Source organism: Candidatus Methylomirabilota bacterium (assembly GCA_035709005.1).
Taxonomy (GTDB): Bacteria; Methylomirabilota; Methylomirabilia; order Rokubacteriales; family CSP1-6; genus 40CM-4-69-5.
This window is the reverse complement of the sequence record DASTFB010000061.1, coordinates 46,115-62,569: the sequence shown is the minus strand read 5'-3', so window position 1 is coordinate 62,569 and position 16,455 is coordinate 46,115. Positions and strand designations below refer to the sequence as shown.

Genomic DNA, 16,455 nt, shown 5'->3' with positions numbered 1-16,455 from the left:
CACCAGCCCCGACTGGTGATCGCGACGAGCTCGCTCGGTGACGTCGTGAGCGGCCCGGGACGGCTCGAGCGTCTCAAGGAGCCGGCCGGCATCGGACTGGGCGACATGACGTCCGAGCAGCGGGCCCTGGCGCTACGGTTGGTCGAGACGTACGCGCGCAACATGCGCGCCGACATCGCCGAGCATGAGCTGCGCGCGATGCACGACGCCGGCCTCGAGCGGATCCGCTTCGCCTGGGCCGGCCCCATCGACCCGGCGCGTCCCCACTACTATCGGCTGCACGGGCCCACGGTGCTGGTCGAGTACGACAATACGCAGAACGACGCCAATCACATCCACTCGGTGTGGCACGACCCGCGCAACAACTTCGGCGCCGACCTGCTGCGGGCCCACTACCTGACCGGGCACCGCCACGGCTGAGCCAGGCCGCCCTCGATCCCGACCGATCCGTCGCGCCGTCAGGCGGCCGGCGGGATGCCCGGCCGGGACGGGGAGCGACCCGCGCTCCAGGTGTCGGTGGCGGCCAGCCGCCGACGCTCCATCACTTCCTCCAGAGCCCGGGCCAGCACCTTCCGGATCACCGTCGCGGCCGCCGCGCTGGCCACCGCCCCCAGCACCTTGCTGGTGACCGTGGGCTCGACCGCCACCCGGTCGGGGCGCTCGATCATCCGGCTCATCGCCTGCTGGAAACTCCCGACCTGGGCACCCAAGCGCCCGACCTGGGCACCGAAGCGCCGCCGTCGCCGGTTTTGCCGCACGCTCACCCACAGAAAGCCGACGGCCATCCCGGCCAGCAGGGCGCCCGTCAGCGCGATCTCACGCTTGTGACGGCGCACCTGCAGCTTCACGTCGAGGGCTTCGTGGCGGCGCCGGTCCAGCTCGGCCACGAGCTCGCCGAGCTCGTCGCGCAGGCCGGTGATCTGGCCTTCCAGCAGCCGGACCGCCCCCCGCGGCGTGTCGGCTTGTCGCCCCACGCCGTCCGTCGTGATCTGCGCGCTCCTCAGGCCAGTTGTTGTTTCGCCCATTGCACGTCCTCTTTCAGCGTTTTGCGGGTCACCGTCAGTGGGATCACCCGTCGTCTCCAGCCGATGTACCCGATCAGGGCGGCGAGGACCAGCAGGACCCCGGCGACGATGAGCGCCGCCAGCCAGCCCGGCATCCAGGCCGTCAACCCGAACACGAGGGCCACGACCAGGGCGTTCAACCCCAGGAGACCAAAGAGCGCCGCCACGGCCAGGCCCTTGGCCATCGCCAGATGCGACTTCAGATCGGCCCTGATCTCGGCCTTGGCCAGCTCCGCTTCCTTCCTGAGCAGGAGGGTCCCCTTGCCCATGATCTCCCCGATCAGCTCGCGAGTGGACAGAGCCTCTACCGGCTCATCACGTAGCATGCTGGTCGCCATAGAACCCCTCCTTCCATTCGTGCCGAGCAAGACACCTGCCAGTAGCCGGCCGATCAGGCGGTGAACACGCTCGCCGCCCGGCGATCGAAGCGTACTCCCACCCGCTGGCCGACCTCCAGCGTCTGGGTCGGATCGAGCTGAACCCGGACCCGCGATCCGTCGTCCAGAGTCACGTGACAGTCGAGGACATTGCCGAGAAAGGTAACATCGGCGACTTTCCCGGGAACCGCCCCCGGGCCCTCCGTCACGGCCCCGGGCGTCAGCGCCGTCACGTGCAGGCTTTCCGGGCGGATGGCGACCTGAACCGTCTGGCCTTCGGCCAGGCCCTCGGGCAGGGCCAGGCCGACGGGATGGTTGCCGCCGATGGTGACCAGGCTGTCCTCGCCGGCCGATCGGACCACCAGGCCGGCCACCAGGTTCACGAGGCCCATGAAGTCGGCGACCGTCCGGTTGGCCGGTCGCGAGTAGACCTCGCGCGGCGGACCGTACTGCATGATCACCCCCTGGTGCATCACCGCGATGCGGTCGGACAGCGCCATGGCTTCCGACTGATCGTGGGTGACATAGATGAAGGTGATCCCCGTCCGGCGCTGCAGGTCCTTCAGCTCCCAACGCATCCGCTCGCGCAGCTTGGCGTCCAGGTTCGACAGCGGCTCGTCGAGCAGCAGGATACCGGGCTCCACCACCAGGCTTCGGGCCAAGGCCACGCGCTGCTGCTGCCCGCCGCTGAGCTCGCTGGGGTAGCGGCGCTCGAGACCGGAGAGGTTGACGAGCTCGAGGATCCTGGCCACTCGCTGCTGGATGTCCCGGCGGGCGACTTTGCGGACGACCAAGCCGAAGGCGACGTTGTCGTGGACCGTCCGGTGGGGCCAGACGGCGTAGTTCTGGAACACCATCCCCATGCCCCGCCGCTCGGGCGGCACGACCGACGTGGGCGTCGACAGGGTGACCCCGCCGGCGCGAATCACGCCCTCGTCGGGCGCCGTGAAGCCGGCGATGAGCCTGAGCAGCGTGGTCTTGCCGCAGCCGCTCGGACCCAGCAGGGTCACGAACGCGCGATCCCGGATCTCGAGGCTCAGATCGCGGACGGCGATCACCGCCCCGAACCGCTTGGTCACCCGCTCGACCTGGATTCCGGCCATAATTGTTATCGTTAATGTCGGGGGAAGCGGCCGCCGCTCCTCCCCGACACCCCCCACCGGCTCCGAACTGACTCGACCCCAGCTCGCTGGCTCACGGGGTCACCGGGACGCGCTCCACGGGCGCGGCGCCGCCGACGCGGCCCAGCCGACTGGCCAGCGCGATCGCCGCGGTGATGATCACCATGGTGACGATCGCCAGCGCGGCCACCGGTTCCAGCGCTCCCGTCTCGTAGAGATTGTAGACGGCGACGGCCAGGGTGATGGACTCCGAGCTGAAGAGCAGGATGGAGGCGGACAGCTCCTGGATGGCCGGGACGAAGACGAGCAGCCAGCCGGCGAAGAGGCCGGGACGGGCCAGCGGCAGCGTGACGCTGCGGAACGTCCGCAGCCACCCGGCCCCGGTGACCCGCGCCGTCTCCTCCAGCGACGGATCGATCTGGCGGAAGGCGGCGTTGGCCGAGCGCACGCCGAGCGGCACGTACCGCCCGGTGTAGGCGAGCAGGATGATGAGCAGGGTGCCGTAGATGGGCAGCGGCATGCGAAGCCAGAACTGGATCAGGGCCACCGCGACGACGATCCCCGGCAGTCCCAGCGGGATGAGCGAGGCGTAGTCGAGCAGCTTGCGGCCGCGGAACCCCGTGCGGAGATCGATCCACCCGATCAGGCTGCCCAGCAGAACGGTCAGCGTGGCCGCCGCGGAGGCCAGGAGCAGGCTGTTCCATATGGCCCGCCGGGTGACGTCGTACTCGAGCAGGACGAAGCGATAGTGCTGGAGCGTGAGGTGCTGCCAGAACCCCAGGCCCCAGGACTGGCTCACCGACACGGCCAGCAGCGTGAGGTACGGCGCCAGCACCGCCACCACGAACACGGCCACGCAGAACGCGAAGATGGCCCAGCGGGCCGCCCCCAGCCGGACGAGCTGGGGACGGCTGCCCTTCCCGCCCACGGTCACGTAGGAGCGCCGGGCCAGGTAGCGCCGCTGCAGGTAGAGCGCGAGCACGGTGATGACGACGAAGATCAACGAGATCGCCGAGGCCAGCCCGTACTGGGGCGGGTAGTCGAACAGGGCGTAGATCCGGGTGGGCAGCGTGAAGACCCGGCCGGGCAGGCCGATGATGGCCTGCGAGCCGAACAGCGCGATGGCGTTCACGAAGGCGATCAGCGCCCCCGACAGCACGGCCGGCGCGACGAGCGGCAAGGTGACCGCGGCGGCGATGCGCCAGCGCCCCGCCCCCAGGATCTGGGCCGATTCCTCCATCGACGCGTCCACCGACTCGAGCGCGCTGGCGGCGAGCAGGTACACGAAGGGAAAGGTGTGCAGCGCGGTGACGAGGACCAGGCCGGCCATCGAGAACACGTTGAAGGTCAGGCCGGGCAGCCCCAGCACGTCGCGGACGAACCGGTTGATCAGGCCGGCGTTGGGGCTGAAGAGGTTGACGAAGGCGATGGCCGTCAGGTACGGCGGCGTGACGTACGAGATCACGGCCGTCAGATGCACGAACCGTTTGGCCGGCGCATCGGTCCGGCTCACCGCCCAGGCCAGCGGAACCCCGACGACGACGCTCAGCACGGCCGTCCACAGCCCGAGCACGAGGGAATTGCGGAGCGCCTGCACGTACAGTCGGCTCCCCAGCGCCTCCCGGAAGTGCGCCAGTGTCGGCCGGCCGGCCTCGGTGAGGCTGCCCCAGACCATGGAGGCCAGGGGCAGGACGACGAGCACCAGGAGCGAGAGGACCGCCACGGTCATCACTACGTGCTCGACGCGGAAAAAGCCTCGCGTGGCGGGTAGCCCGCTCGACGAAGTCGTCCTAACATCCGCGGCGCGTGACAGGATACGCTCCCTGGAGGTGACGGCGATTCTATCGTCTGGGCTAGGATGCAGCAACTCATGACACCGGCCTCGTCCGCGCGGTGTCGGACTCGCTGTGCCAGCGCAGTGTCTGGCTCAAGGTGCTGGGATGCCTGACGGCGCCGCTCCGCTCGCAGCTCTGACGCGCTCGCTGGCGCCCGCACGCAGGTAGAGGGCCCACAGCGTCGCCCAGCCCCCCAGACCCATGCAGGCGAAGCTCACCAGACTGCTCACCGCGAGGGTGGCCAAGTTGGTGAGGCCGTGGCTGATGTTGCAGCCATCGCCGAGCAGGGCCGCGCCACCCATGAGCAGCCCGCCCCCGAAGAGCTTGACCAGGCTCCATCCCGGAGGCAGCTTCCAGCGGAACTCGCCGGCAAGCCAGGCGCCGGCGAACGCACCCACGGCGACCCCGGGGAGCAGCAGCATGCCCCAGGTCATCCGGTTGGGAAATCCGACCATGACGTACGTCAGGAGATGGCCCGTGTTGGCGCTGAAGGTGATGCCCTGCGGTCCGTCGCCGAGGCTCGAGGCCCACCATCCCGCGATGATCAGGAGCCCGACGGCTCCGCCGGTCACCCCCCAGGGCCACTTGCCCCCTGCAGCTCCGCCCCGACCGCGCAGGAACCACGGCCCTGCCATGAGGGCCAAACCGGCGATCACGATCCAAGGGGACACGCCGAGCGCGTTGGCAAGCGTGGGCGGGGCGTCGCCCACCGTGAGCGTCGGCTCCTGGAGCATCCGCCGCACCGGGGCCAGCGCCCCGATCCCGACGACGCTGGCGCCGATGGCGAAGCCGAGCAGCACGACAACAGCGCCGACCGCGCCCTCACCGACCCGGTACCATGTACTGCCGGCGCATCCGCCGGCCAGGATCATGCCGACGCCGAAGAGCAGACCACCGAGGATGTTCGCCAGCCAGCGAAAGGAGTGGACCGGGACGTCGACGACGTGAAGGCTCACCAGCGCCTGAACGCCGATGATGGCCACCACGAGCGCGAGGATCCAGGCCCGGAGGATCGTGGCGTCACCGCTCAGGACGAGGTTGGCCAGCGCACGGGTGAGGCAGAATCCGCCGCGCTGCAGGACGTAACCGAAGAGGATGCCCACCGTCAGGGCGGACACGTACAGCGACCAGCCGGGTTCCATGCCTATACGGCCCGCACGGCCAGCGGCTCCCCGCGATCGAGCACCCGGAATAGGAGGATGAGCACCGCCGTCATGTCGATCAGGCCGCCGGCACCGAACATGACAACCCCGCCCCACCATTGATCATCGAGGGCGCCCCCGTACGTGGGGTAGAGCGCCTGGGGACTCACCGTCAACAGCAGCCCCAGGGTCGCCTCCTGAAAGGCACCCAGGATCAGGTAGGCCATCCGGGCGCCGGGATGGGCTGGCGCCCGCAGCCGCGGCGCCGCCTCGAGGAGCGGCCACCAGAAGAGCACACCACTACCGAAGAAGACCAGGTGCTCGAGGTCGTGCACGAGCCGATCGCTGAGCGCCGCCTCCCAGGCCGCGGGCACGTGCCAGGCCCAGAGCGCCAGCGCGGACAGCCCCCACGCCAGCGGCATCGCCGTGAGGGCCAGCGCCATCCTCCGCAACGGCCGGCCGCGACCGAGCTGCCCGCCGAGCCGCCGCCGCACGCTTCGGGGAAGGCCCCAGAGAACCATCGGCAGCGGGTTGGCGAGGAGCACGGCGGGGGCCGCGAGCTTGAGCAGCAAGAGGTGCTGGACCATGTGCGCCGAGAAACGCTCGTGGGCCCAGCGGTCGAGCGGGGACAGCAGGGCGATCGCGATCGCCCCCGTGGCCATGACGGCGGCGCCGAGCCGCCAGGCCGGTGCCGGGGCGGTCGTGCGCGCCCGGAGCCGCCACCAGCCGAGCGTGTAGACCGTCAGCCAGAGCGCCAGGGGGATCACGACCTCTGGCCGCCACTCCCCGGCGAGCGCCGCAGCAGGCGCGGGAAGGCCCAGCGGCGTGGCCGCCGCCGGGCCGGTTACGGATCCGGTCGGGTGCGCGATGGGCGCGGCCTCCTCACTTGCGGACGGTGAGCAGGAGGACCCACGCGAAGAAGATCAGCGTTCCCGCCAGAAAGATCCCGAAGGCCAGCATCTCGATCGGAGGCATGGTCGTCGTCTCCGTTCAGGGCCCCTGCCAGATCACCGCCACGACGTTGAACAGCGCGTCGCTCACGAGGATCGCCAGATTGATCACGGCCAGCGCCAGGAGCAGCCACACGGCCCTCATCGGGCCAGCCCCGGCCCCAGGCCGCCCCAGAACTTCACCAGGTAATAGACGCTCCAGATCGTGAGCGCGGTGTAGACCAGCAGGAGCCACTTGTTCACGAATCCGTGATAGCTACGGATCTCGCCCTGGGCGAACTCCTCCACGGGGCCCCGGTCGGTGGCGTGTTCGGCGATCACTCGCTCGCGATCGGCACTATCGCCGGTCGGCGTCATGCTCGATCCCTTCGATCTGCAGCACCTGGTACTTCACTCGCTCGACGTTGCTCAAGGCGCCGGCGGTCAGCGCCCACACGAAGGCGCAGAGGGCGGCTAGCCCCATCAGCATCGAGACGAGGAACTCACCGACCACGAGATAGATGAGCTGCTCCATGCCCTACCTCCCTTCCCCCGGGATGCCCTTGTGGAAGCGCACGAGGACTTTGGGATCGGTCTGGGCCGGCCGGGCCGGGTCCAGAGCCAGGCGCGAGCTGCCATAGGCCTCGCGGTCTGGCGTATTGAGCTTCTCGAGGATGTCCGCCGGCAGCTTGAGCCGCTCACCGGTGAGCGGGTCGTTGAACGCAGAAAAGGACAGGACGTAGTAGCTGATGGCCCACCGGTCTTCCTCGCTCGGGATCGCGTCGGCGAAGGACGGCATGGGCGTGCCGTCGAGCCCGGTGCTCATCGTGCGGAAGATGTCCCGGACATCGGCGCCGCCCTTGAACTGGCCCTTGGTGAAGTCGGCCGGGAGAATCTTGAACCCGAGGTCATCCTCGAGCTCGTCGGCCGAGGGGCCGTCGCCCTTGCCGGTATCGCCGTGGCACTGGAAGCACTTGGCCTTGACGTACCACTCCTTGCCCCGGGCCAGCAGCTCCGGGGTGGCCGGCGGCGGTTCCCCGATCAGCATCGCAGGCTCGGGCTTCTCCTCCTTCCAGCGGTCGGAAAACGTCTTGATGAAGGTCAGCACCGCCATCCGGTCCTTCTCGGAGATCTCGTGCCAGGTGGGCATCGCGGTGAACCGGACGCCCTGGGTGACGGTGCGGAAGAGGTCGCCGTCGGTCGGCAGCGAGCCCGAGGGCGTCGTGCGGAACTTGAACGAGCCGAGGGTGAAGTTGCGAGGTCGGGGATTCAGAAAGGTGGCGACGGGCCCGTTGCCATCCCCCTTGAGACCGTGACAACCCACGCAGCGGCGCTCGTAGATCTCGCGACCCCGGGCCTCCAGCCCCTCCGTGCGCGGGATGGACATCACGCTGGCCGACAGGTTCTGCGGCTCGAAGACGTCGCGCCAGGTTCCCCGGTTCATCCCCAGCTTCTGGATGTAGGCCACCAGTCCCCGCAGTTCCTCGGTGGGCACGACGACGGTCAGGGTCTTGCCCTTCCAGGTCTCGAGCTGGTTGTAGGGCTCGGGAAGGTTCGTCACGGCGAGCGCGGGGGTGCCGTCGGTCTGTTCGGCGAAGGCCAGCCCCTCGGGATTGGGGTGGAGCTGGATCGTCTTGTCGGTCCGTCCGCTGAACAGCGCCTTGAGCGAGGCCGACTCGCCGAGGGCCGGCTCGCCGTTCTTGTCCACGATGGGCACCTGCGCCGAGCGGAAGAGCCAGCGGAAGCTCGGCATGATGGAGTCGGGCACGACCAGGGTCGGGTCCCAGTGGTGTGCGTAGTGCCACTGATCGCCATGCTTCAGGCCCACCCGCGTGAGGTCCGGCCCGATGCGCCGGGTGGACAGCAGGTGCGGACGGTCGTGGGCGTATTCGCCGACCTGCGAGACCGGCCCCCAGCGGAACTCCTCGCCGGTGACCGGGCGGACGTACTGACTGTGGCAATACCAGCAGCCTTCCCGCTGATACACCTCGCGGCCCAACTGCTCCGGCGCCGTGTAGGGCGTGGCTTCGTACCACACCCATTTGACCTGGCCGAGCTCGTTGCGGACCGCACGGGAGGCCCGCGTCTCCCGTGACTCCGGGATGGCGATGGGCAGGATGCCCTGCACGAAGATGGCCAGGGAGATGAAGAAGAATCCGGCACCGAGGGCGTAGGTCTTCATCGGCTACGCCCGGGCCAGCCGCTCGGCCGGCTGGTGTCCCGTCCGCAGGCTGGGCAGGGGTGCGCCAGCCAGCGCGGTGCGCATGAAGTTGTAGACCAGGAGTGACATGCCGAGATCCATGGAGATCCCCGCGAAGGTCCGGATGAGCCAGAAGGGCTTCATCGTGACGAGGGTGTCGACCCACTCGGCGCCCCCGATCAGCATGTAGCCCTGCTGAAGCCCCTGGGAGGAGAGGACCAGCCCCATGGTGGAAATACCCAGGGTGATCAACCAGAAGCTCCAGTTCCCGAGCCGGAAGCTCCACAGCTCGCGGCCCCACAGCCGGGGCCACACGTAGATGGCGCCGGCCATGGCCCAGACCACGAACGTCCCGAAGACGGTGAGGTGGGAATGGGAGATCACGAAGTCGGTGAAGTGGGTGGGGCGCTGGATCCAGCGGAGAGCCTCGGTCGATCCCTGGAAGCAGCCGATGAGGTACATGATGGCTCCCATCATCAGGAACTTGGCGGGCAGGTTGCGCGAGAACCCTTGCCAGTGCCCGATCATGGTCCCGAAGAAGTTCTGGAGCACAGTCCACACCGGGATGATCAGCATCATCGAAGCCACGATGGCGATGCTCTCGGCCCAGTCGGCGATCGGGCTGAAGAGATAGTGGTGGATGCCCACGAAGGGGTAGAAGAAGGCCAGGGACCAGAAGCCGATGAGAGACAGCTTGTGGCTGTAGATGGGCGCCCGGATGGAAGCGGGCAGGAAGTAGTAGATCAGTACGTAGCCGGCCGGCGTGATCCAGAGGCCGACGACGTAGTGGATGAAGAGCCCGTGCAGGGCGGCGTTGTTGATCCCGGAGGCGGTCCAGTACGGCCCCACGACCAGGAGCACGAGATTGATACTCGTCCAGACCAGGGCACCGATCAGATACCACAGGCTCACGTACAGCGGGCGCTGCAGGCGCCGGGCGATGGTCATGAGGTGCTGCAGGGTCAGCGCCCACACCAGGCCCACGAGCACGACGAGGTTGGGGAGCGGAATCTCCCCCGCTTCCCAGCCGCGATTGGCGCCCAGCAGCGAGAAGGCCAGGAAGGTGGCGGCCAGGTTCAGGTTCCAGACCCAGAGGAGCGGGTAGCCCCAGCGCTCCTTCCACATCGGCACTCCGGCCAGTCGGGGAGTCACGTAGTAGGTGAGCCCGATGAACAGCGTGGAGAAGGCGCCCCAGATGACGCCGTTGACGTGCACGGGGCGGAGCCGGCCGAAGGTGAGCCAGGACTGCTCGCCCAGGAAGGCGGGGTAGTTGAACTTCGTGGAGACGATCACGCCGATGGTGGGCGCGAACATCAGCCAGAAGAAGCCCCAGAGGAGCCAGTTCCGGATGAGCCGGGGGTCGATCAGCTCGTCGTTGCGGGTCCTCACATCCTGCGCCATTCGGCGTGTCTCCGTGGATTCCGGACCGCGCGGGCCCGGATCAGGCCAGCGGCAGCTCGCGGGTGGTCTCGAAGCGCTGGCCGCGGTTGTTCGTCACGACGACGCGGAGCGGCCCGCGGTGCCGGGTCCGCACCCGGAACCCGATGAAGGGGTTGTCGCTGAGGGCCGAGGTCAATTCGAACCGGCTCAGGGGCTCCTCACCATAGTGCACCTCGATCGTCCGCACGTAGAACGGCTCGGTCACCTGCACCCACCGACCGTCCCGCCAGGCCAAACCGGTGCGGCTGGGATGGCGCATGAGGAGCTGCACCGGCACCACCGCGCCCCGGGGAAGGTCCGGGCGCTTGAGCAGGTCGGGCACCCGGATGACCGGCGCGCCGACCTCCTCCGCCGCCAGGCGCTTCGGCGCCGGGGCGGCGCAGCCACCGGCCCCATCGGGGACGGTGATCGAGCGCCGGGCCGACCACTCGCCGTCGCGCGTGCACTGCGCCGTGACCACGGCCTCCGAGCGTCCCACGTGCATGCGGCACTGGAACGAGAGATGGACCCGCCCGTTCCCGGGGGACAGGTGGAAGACTCCCTTGGAAGGAACGGGATCTCGTTCATTGGTGACGTGAATCGTCGTGATGTGATGGCCGGGCTCCATGGGATGGGCCATCTCGATCACGATGGGGACCTTGGCGCCATCGCTGGCCACGACGGGCAACTCGACCCGGGGCCGGTGCAGCCGCTCCAGCGGCGAGCCCTCGTCCGGGTCGTCCAGGGGACCCAGGTGACGGCGAGGAGGGCCCGCGCCGAGGAGCCCGACGGCCCCCGCCGCCAGAGCCAGGAAGCCTCGGCGCGAGCCCCCCCGCCAGGTCATCGTCCGGCCACCGGTCGTCGCGCCAACCTCCTCAGTGCCGGCCCGTGTCCAGCTTGGAGCCGCGATTGGACCAGTAGATGTAGGCCTCCAGCGCCTTCATGGCCGGCCCGTTGGGATCGATCTTCACGCCCTCGTTGGGCTTCTCGATGCACCAGTTGATCATGTCCCGCAGCGTGGCGAACTCGTTCATCTGCTCCTGGAACTTCGGAAACTCGTGAGGATGGTTGTCGGAGGCGAAGGGATGGCACATGGCGCAGGCCATGCCCGTCTTGGAGAGCTCCACTCGCATTTTCTTCTCGGTGTCGGCGTCCCCGTGGAACAACAGGTCGCCGACCCGGACCTGCTCCATCAAAACCTCCTCGAATGCGGCGAGTTGTTCCGGCGTGTGCTTCGCCTTGTGGGCCAGCGCCGGCAGAGGGGCCCAGAGATAACCGACCTCCGCCCCCAGCAGGCCCAGCAGTCCCGCGCCCAGCACCGCCAGCACCAGCTTGCGCTTCATGGGTCTCTTCCTTTCCGGCCCTAATAGGGCCAGATCCGATCGGCGATCCGCGGGTGCAGGATCTGGTTGACGTTGTCCGCGGTGCCGGAATCGACCATCGACTCGGCGAAGATCTCCTTGCGGCCCCACATCACGTACTCGTTCTCGACCCGGCCGGCGGCGCTGACCGAGTGCTTGGAGTAGCCGACGCCGTCGAAGTGATCGCCGGGATCGGCGCGGATCATGGGCTTGGTCAGTGGGGGGACGCCCTGGGGGGCGTAAGGCCACGGCCAGGACGTCGCCAGCATCCCGATCGAGCGCAGCTTGCCGACCTCGTTGTAGAGCACCTGATGGGTGTGCCCGTGGATGTTGGTCACGTTGCCGAACGGCTTGAGGATCTCGTTGACCTCGCGCCAGTCGCGGGTCCAGAAGTTCCAGGGCGGGTAGTACTCGTAGAGCGGCGTGTGGGTGAAGATCACCAGCGGCCGGTCCTTGGCCCAGCCCGACACCGTCTGCTGGAGCCACTTCATCTGGGCGTCACCCACGCCGGCCCAGGGGCCGGCCACGCTTCCATCCAGTGTCGCCATGTGCCCCATCCGCTCCTTGGGCGACATCTTCTTGGCCGACCAGTAGTCGGGGGCGAAGCCGACGGTGTTGAGGCCGATGAACCGCACGCCCTTGTGGTCGAACGTCCAGGGGGTCTTGCCGAACATCTTCTCCCACTTGGCCCCCATGTCCAGGTACCAGTCGTGCTCGCCGGGGATGAAGTGCTTCCGGATGGTGAGCTCCTTGAGGATGTCGGCCCCGAGATCGATCTCCACCGGGTCCCCGAGCTGGGCCAGGTCCCCGCCGAAGATCAGAAAGTCCGCCGGCGGGTTCATGGCCTTGATCTCCCGCACCGCGCGGACGGTCTTCTCCACGAACCGCGTGTTGACGTTCTTGGGATAGAGGTGGGTGTCGGAAAGCCAGGCGAACTTGAAGGCGGCCTGTTGCCCGAAGGCCAGGTCCAGGGTGTTGATGACGGGGAACCACCCGAGCGAGGCCGCCCCGGCCGCGGTGCCGGCGAGGATGGCCCTGTTGACGAACAATCGGCGCGTGATCGTCAGGGACCGGTCCGGGCGCTGGCCCGTGTCGATCTCCATGGCGACTTGCCGGGGGTCGAGGTCTACCTCCCGTGGCTCCATGGCCACTCCTTTCTCGGCTACTTCGTCTTGGCCAGATCGATGGTGACGGTCGCGGTCTCCTTGGCCTTGACGGTGACGGGGGCTTCCACCTCCTCTGTGTACTCCTGCCAGGCCACCAGGGTGTACTGTCCCGGCGGCACGTCCTTGAGCGTGAAGGAGCCGTCCTTACCCGTGACGACGTAGTAGGGGTGATCGGCGACGTAGATCCACGCCAGCATCCACCCGTGGGCGTCACACTCGACCCGCATGAGGCCGGACTTCTTGATGGGGCGCTTGACGGTCTGGCCCTGGATCGGCAGCGCGACGTTGAAGGCCGTCACCTTGCCGAAGAAGCCGTGGGTGTTGTGGAGCACGGGGTCCGAGTTGTGGATGGCCAGCGCGCCCACCGGGATCACCTGGACGCGGGGCACGAAGTGGCACTGCTTGTTGTCGATCACCGGGGGCTTGGCCGGCTTGTCCCAGGCCTTGCCCCTCTCGACCTTCTTGAGATAGACGAAGCTGCCTTCCACCCCGTTGTCCGGGCTCAGCAGGATGCGCGGCTCGTCGCGGATGCCGCCGCACACTTCCTTGTCCTTGGTGGGAATGACCTTCCGGGGTGACGGCGGCGACCCGGTGAACACGACCTTCCCCTGGATGCTCCCACCGTTCGTGACCGAGATCGCCTGATAGCCCGCCGCCGGCGGGCCGGGCAGCAGCAGGCTGCCGAGCAGGCCGACGACGAGGCCGAATCCGAAGCGCCGAGGCATGAAGCACTCTCCTTCTTCGACCCGGCCGCCAGCAGCCGGGCGACTCATAGCCGATCGTGAGCGCGCGCGTCGGCCGGCAGCCCGAGCGGCTCGTCGCGGGAGTGGCAGACGAGGCACGAGCGGCCGCCGATCTCCGAGACCAGGGAATAGGCCATGCCGTGGGAGGCCCACACGATGACGTCGTAGCCCTGGTGCGTGACCATCTTGAACTTCGGCGTCGCGTCGATGCCGAGGTCCAGATACTTCTCGAACGGGATGACGAACAGCGAGATGTCCCGGCCGTCCATCTTGAAGTGCAGGGCCGCCACTTCGAGGTCGCGCAGATGCGCGATCCGCCCGCCGACCAGGTCGAGGTCCTCCCGGGTGAGCTCGGGCAGGTTGACGTTGAAGTTCAGCCTCGACTTGAACCACTGCTCGGCGGCCTTGGGGGTGACCTGCGTGATGTCATGGGGCAGGATGCCGCGAGCCAGCTTCTGGTGCTGTTCGACGGAGGCGGCGGCCAGGCGCCCGAGCGGCGCCGACTCGAGCCGCCAGAAGCGGGGGCCACCGCCGGCGAGCAGGGCGCCCAGGCCGAGCGTGGCCACGGCGCCCGCGGCGACCAGCGTGTAGCCGAGCGCCAGGCGTCGTCCCCACCGCCGGGGCCGGACCGCGGGCACGGCGCCGAGCATCTCGGTGACGCGGGCGCGCAGCCGATCGGGGGCGGGGTCGGGTCGCAGGCGCTGGCCGTAGTGCTCGGCGAAGCTCCGCTCCAGGTCCAGCAGGCGCCGGCAGTCGGCACATGCCGTGACATGCGCCTCCAGTTGCGCCCGGGGCTCGGCGGGAAGCTCGCCATCCATGTACTCGAAGAGCCGGGCGCGGACGAGCTTACAGGCCATAGCTCTTCCGCAAGCCCGCGGAGACCGCCGGCGCGGGATCCTGGACCCGAGCCGACGCCTGGATCGCCGACCGGACGAGGTTACGCCCGCGGAATAGTCGCGACATCACCGTGCCCACCGGCTTGCCGATCACCCCCGCGATCTGCTCGTAGGACAACCCTTCGATCTCGCGCAGCTCGACGACCTCCCGGAGCACGAGGGGCAGGCGGCGGATCGCGTCCCGGACCTCCTCGACGGCGACCCGGCGGAGCAGGATCTCCTCCGGGTTCAACGGGACCGGGTACAGCAGCACGTCCCGCGCGGGATCGCCCGCCTGGCTCTCAGCGCCGTTGGGCGCCTCCAGAGGACGGGCCCGGAGCCGACGCACGCGATCGATCTGGGCGTTCTTGATGATCCTGAACATCCAGACCTTGAAGCTCAGATGGGGCTTGAAGGAGGGAAACGCCCGGAGGGCCTTCAGGAGCGATTCTTGCAGCAGATCCTCGGCGTCCGCGTCGTTCCGGCTCAGCAATCGCGCGTACCCATAGAGTGAGCTGAGCTGGCTCAGAGCCAGATCCTGGAACGCGACCGGTTGTTCCATGCGGTGCCCCTGTGCATACCCCCCGCATCGATATCTACGTACGGCCGAACGCGTTATTCCCGAGCTCCGGAGGCCGGGGCAATGAGCCGGGGGGGGGCGGGCCCGGCCCTCGCCGAACCCGCCCGCTCCCACGTGGATCAGGCCATCAGGCCGCTGGGCTTGAGGACGTAGCCGTAGCGGAGGTTGCTGCGGGACGGGCCGAGCTCCTCGTAGCGCGCCTTGGCGACCGCCACGCGATCGGTCGCCAGGGCAGCGACGGCGCGTCTGTCGTAGCTGTACAGGCGGGCGTTGTTCTCGCCGAGGATGGCGTTCTTGATCGGTCCGTCGGCCGGCCCCAGCGGCTTGAAGCCGTACTTCTTCTGCATGTCCTCCGGGATCTCCAGCCGCCGCAGGGCCTCGATCTGCCACTGGGGCGAGCCGGTCCACACCGCGTCGGTGCCCCACACCACGTGGTCGGCGCCCAGCCCCTTGATGAGCTGGCCCAGCATCGCCGCGCACACCCGGGGATCGGCCATCGTGCTGAGCGCGAAGAGCTGCCCGAGATCGCCGTACACGTTGGTCACCCCGTACTTGGCGGGGATCTCCGCCAGGTCCGTCACCCAGTCGATCCGGCCCGTCTTCTCGAACTGCGCCCAGGCATCCTCGATCCTCGCCGGGCCCCCGGTGTAGGCGTAGGCGGAGTGGTAGATGATGAAGTTGAGCTTCGGCCAGTCCTTGGCCGCCTTGCCCACGTCGCGCACGTCGGAGTAGGCGACCAGGTTCGGAAACTTCTTCTGCAGCGCCGGCGGGAGCAGGCCCTTGTGAACACAGACGTTGACGAGACCCGCTTTCTGGAACTTCTCGTAGGCCCTGTACGTGACCTTCTCGTCGTCCATGCGCCAGGGGTAGCGACTGCTCGCCTTGTGGACGTTGTCACCGACGGTATACCCCTTGAACGAGTCGGGCTTGAGCTCGGCGATCACCCGATCGATCGACTCCAGCCAGCCGGGCTGGCCCGGAGTGAAGATGGCGTGGCTCAGCATCCGTCGCGAGCCGGCTTCCTTGTTGACCTTGGCGCGGGCCGCGGCCTTCATCTCGTTGGTGAGGAACCAGTCCTGGGGGATGTCCGACGGCGAGCCCGAGATCAGCCCGACCTTCGTGTCGCTGTCAAGGAAGATCTCCTTGAAGTAGTTGGCGAACTTGAGGTCTTCGATCGTCTGCGGGTTGCCGGCGAGCGCGGGGTTCCAGCCGGCCTTGCCTACGGTTTCGCGCAGGCCGACGAAGACCATGATGCGGGTGTCGTCGCGGAGGAAGTGCGTGTGGCAGTCCATGACGAACTGCTTGGACAGGGCCTGGGCCCGCTCCTCGGCCATCTCCGGCGTCTGGGCCTCGGCCCGGCTCACGTCGTACAGGACGCCGTAGACCTCGTTCATGGCCAGGAAGGCCGCGGCCATGCCCGACGCAGTCTGGAAGAAGCGGCGGCGGGTGATGCCTTGCTTGGCGGCCAGCCCATCGCCCAGCGCCTTCACGCGAGCTTCGACCTCGCGCTGGGCCGGGGACTGGGGCCGCGGCATGAACTCGTCGCTGGACACGCTCTGCGTCGGGATCGGTCCCGCATACGAATGGGTCTCGGCTGGTCGTAGCTGCTTGAGCTCCTCGGGATCGAGCAGGTTCATGTCCCC

At 68.4% G+C, this 16,455-nt stretch carries 18 protein-coding genes; 1 reads left to right on the top strand and 17 read right to left on the bottom strand.

What is annotated here, in order from left to right; all coding sequences use genetic code 11:
* Window positions 1–420 (top strand): DUF3500 domain-containing protein (locus VFR64_09945; protein ID HET9490059.1); only part of this gene is annotated, 420 nt, incomplete at its 5' end.
* Window positions 421–458: 38 nt separating this feature from the next.
* On the opposite strand, the gene VFR64_09940 is transcribed toward VFR64_09945, so the two are convergent.
* From VFR64_09940 to VFR64_09860, 17 genes are all read right to left on the bottom strand, one after another.
* Entirely contained in the window at window positions 459–1,025 is a 567-nt protein-coding gene (locus VFR64_09940) for a hypothetical protein (GenBank protein ID HET9490058.1), read from the bottom strand.
* A complete protein-coding gene (locus VFR64_09935; GenBank protein ID HET9490057.1) occupies window positions 1,001–1,402 on the bottom strand; it encodes a phage holin family protein in 402 nt (133 codons plus the stop codon). The genes VFR64_09940 and VFR64_09935 overlap by 25 nt, the downstream gene beginning before the upstream one ends.
* A gap of 53 nt (window positions 1,403–1,455) precedes the next feature.
* A complete protein-coding gene (locus tag VFR64_09930) occupies window positions 1,456–2,544 on the bottom strand; it encodes an ABC transporter ATP-binding protein (protein HET9490056.1) in 1,089 nt (362 codons plus the stop codon).
* A 91-nt stretch (window positions 2,545–2,635) separates the two neighbouring features.
* A complete protein-coding gene (locus tag VFR64_09925; protein ID HET9490055.1) occupies window positions 2,636–4,291 on the bottom strand; it encodes an iron ABC transporter permease in 1,656 nt (551 codons plus the stop codon).
* A gap of 198 nt (window positions 4,292–4,489) precedes the next feature.
* Complete coding sequence (locus VFR64_09920) at window positions 4,490–5,539, bottom strand: YeeE/YedE family protein (protein HET9490054.1); 1,050 nt, start codon at window positions 5,537–5,539, stop codon at window positions 4,490–4,492.
* A gap of 2 nt (window positions 5,540–5,541) precedes the next feature.
* Complete coding sequence (locus VFR64_09915) at window positions 5,542–6,306, bottom strand: cytochrome c oxidase assembly protein (GenBank protein HET9490053.1); 765 nt, start codon at window positions 6,304–6,306, stop codon at window positions 5,542–5,544.
* A 324-nt stretch (window positions 6,307–6,630) separates the two neighbouring features.
* A complete protein-coding gene (locus VFR64_09910; protein HET9490052.1) occupies window positions 6,631–6,846 on the bottom strand; it encodes a hypothetical protein in 216 nt (71 codons plus the stop codon).
* The gene (gene ccoS / locus VFR64_09905) at window positions 6,827–7,003 is read right to left on the bottom strand and encodes a cbb3-type cytochrome oxidase assembly protein CcoS (GenBank protein HET9490051.1); all 177 of its coding nucleotides are present in this window, start codon (window positions 7,001–7,003) and stop codon (window positions 6,827–6,829) included. The genes VFR64_09910 and ccoS overlap by 20 nt, the downstream gene beginning before the upstream one ends.
* Before the next feature lie 3 nt (window positions 7,004–7,006).
* A complete protein-coding gene (locus VFR64_09900) occupies window positions 7,007–8,650 on the bottom strand; it encodes a cbb3-type cytochrome c oxidase subunit II (protein ID HET9490050.1) in 1,644 nt (547 codons plus the stop codon).
* Window positions 8,651–8,653: 3 nt separating this feature from the next.
* Window positions 8,654–10,069: a cbb3-type cytochrome c oxidase subunit I gene (locus VFR64_09895; GenBank protein ID HET9490049.1), complete on the bottom strand. Its 1,416-nt coding sequence runs from the start codon at window positions 10,067–10,069 to the stop codon at window positions 8,654–8,656.
* A gap of 40 nt (window positions 10,070–10,109) precedes the next feature.
* Window positions 10,110–10,931, bottom strand: a complete 822-nt coding sequence (locus VFR64_09890) for a thiosulfate oxidation carrier protein SoxY (GenBank protein ID HET9490048.1) — start codon at window positions 10,929–10,931, stop codon at window positions 10,110–10,112.
* Between the two features lie 31 nt (window positions 10,932–10,962).
* A complete protein-coding gene (locus tag VFR64_09885; protein ID HET9490047.1) occupies window positions 10,963–11,430 on the bottom strand; it encodes a hypothetical protein in 468 nt (155 codons plus the stop codon).
* A 20-nt stretch (window positions 11,431–11,450) separates the two neighbouring features.
* Complete coding sequence (locus VFR64_09880) at window positions 11,451–12,593, bottom strand: metallophosphoesterase (protein ID HET9490046.1); 1,143 nt, start codon at window positions 12,591–12,593, stop codon at window positions 11,451–11,453.
* 17 nt (window positions 12,594–12,610) lie between these two features.
* Window positions 12,611–13,339: a carboxypeptidase regulatory-like domain-containing protein gene (locus VFR64_09875; protein ID HET9490045.1), complete on the bottom strand. Its 729-nt coding sequence runs from the start codon at window positions 13,337–13,339 to the stop codon at window positions 12,611–12,613.
* A 44-nt stretch (window positions 13,340–13,383) separates the two neighbouring features.
* Window positions 13,384–14,214, bottom strand: coding sequence for a zf-HC2 domain-containing protein (locus VFR64_09870; GenBank protein ID HET9490044.1), 831 nt, complete (start codon window positions 14,212–14,214; stop codon window positions 13,384–13,386).
* Window positions 14,204–14,794, bottom strand: coding sequence for a sigma-70 family RNA polymerase sigma factor (locus VFR64_09865; protein ID HET9490043.1), 591 nt, complete (start codon window positions 14,792–14,794; stop codon window positions 14,204–14,206). The genes VFR64_09870 and VFR64_09865 overlap by 11 nt, the downstream gene beginning before the upstream one ends.
* 137 nt (window positions 14,795–14,931) lie before the next feature.
* Window positions 14,932–16,449, bottom strand: coding sequence for an amidohydrolase family protein (locus tag VFR64_09860; GenBank protein ID HET9490042.1), 1,518 nt, complete (start codon window positions 16,447–16,449; stop codon window positions 14,932–14,934).
* Between the last annotated feature and the right edge of the window lie 6 nt (window positions 16,450–16,455).

Bases quoted from the DNA above. Each gene is read 5' to 3' on its own strand.
- ccoS (HET9490051.1), bottom strand. From the start codon at position 7,003: ATGGAGCAGCTCATCTATCTCGTGGTCGGTGAGTTCCTCGTCTCGATG.
- VFR64_09870 (HET9490044.1), bottom strand. From the start codon at position 14,214: ATGGCCTGTAAGCTCGTCCGCGCCCGGCTCTTCGAGTACATGGATGGC.
- VFR64_09925 (HET9490055.1), bottom strand. From the start codon at position 4,291: ATGACCGTGGCGGTCCTCTCGCTCCTGGTGCTCGTCGTCCTGCCCCTG.
- VFR64_09895 (HET9490049.1), bottom strand. From the start codon at position 10,069: ATGGCGCAGGATGTGAGGACCCGCAACGACGAGCTGATCGACCCCCGG.
- VFR64_09910 (HET9490052.1), bottom strand. From the start codon at position 6,846: ATGACGCCGACCGGCGATAGTGCCGATCGCGAGCGAGTGATCGCCGAA.
- VFR64_09865 (HET9490043.1), bottom strand. From the start codon at position 14,794: ATGGAACAACCGGTCGCGTTCCAGGATCTGGCTCTGAGCCAGCTCAGC.
- VFR64_09930 (HET9490056.1), bottom strand. From the start codon at position 2,544: ATGGCCGGAATCCAGGTCGAGCGGGTGACCAAGCGGTTCGGGGCGGTG.
- VFR64_09875 (HET9490045.1), bottom strand. From the start codon at position 13,339: ATGCCTCGGCGCTTCGGATTCGGCCTCGTCGTCGGCCTGCTCGGCAGC.
- VFR64_09900 (HET9490050.1), bottom strand. From the start codon at position 8,650: ATGAAGACCTACGCCCTCGGTGCCGGATTCTTCTTCATCTCCCTGGCC.
- VFR64_09935 (HET9490057.1), bottom strand. From the start codon at position 1,402: ATGGCGACCAGCATGCTACGTGATGAGCCGGTAGAGGCTCTGTCCACT.
- VFR64_09920 (HET9490054.1), bottom strand. From the start codon at position 5,539: ATGGAACCCGGCTGGTCGCTGTACGTGTCCGCCCTGACGGTGGGCATC.
- VFR64_09885 (HET9490047.1), bottom strand. From the start codon at position 11,430: ATGAAGCGCAAGCTGGTGCTGGCGGTGCTGGGCGCGGGACTGCTGGGC.
- VFR64_09890 (HET9490048.1), bottom strand. From the start codon at position 10,931: ATGACCTGGCGGGGGGGCTCGCGCCGAGGCTTCCTGGCTCTGGCGGCG.
- VFR64_09880 (HET9490046.1), bottom strand. From the start codon at position 12,593: ATGGAGCCACGGGAGGTAGACCTCGACCCCCGGCAAGTCGCCATGGAG.
- VFR64_09940 (HET9490058.1), bottom strand. From the start codon at position 1,025: ATGGGCGAAACAACAACTGGCCTGAGGAGCGCGCAGATCACGACGGAC.
- VFR64_09860 (HET9490042.1), bottom strand. From the start codon at position 16,449: ATGAACCTGCTCGATCCCGAGGAGCTCAAGCAGCTACGACCAGCCGAG.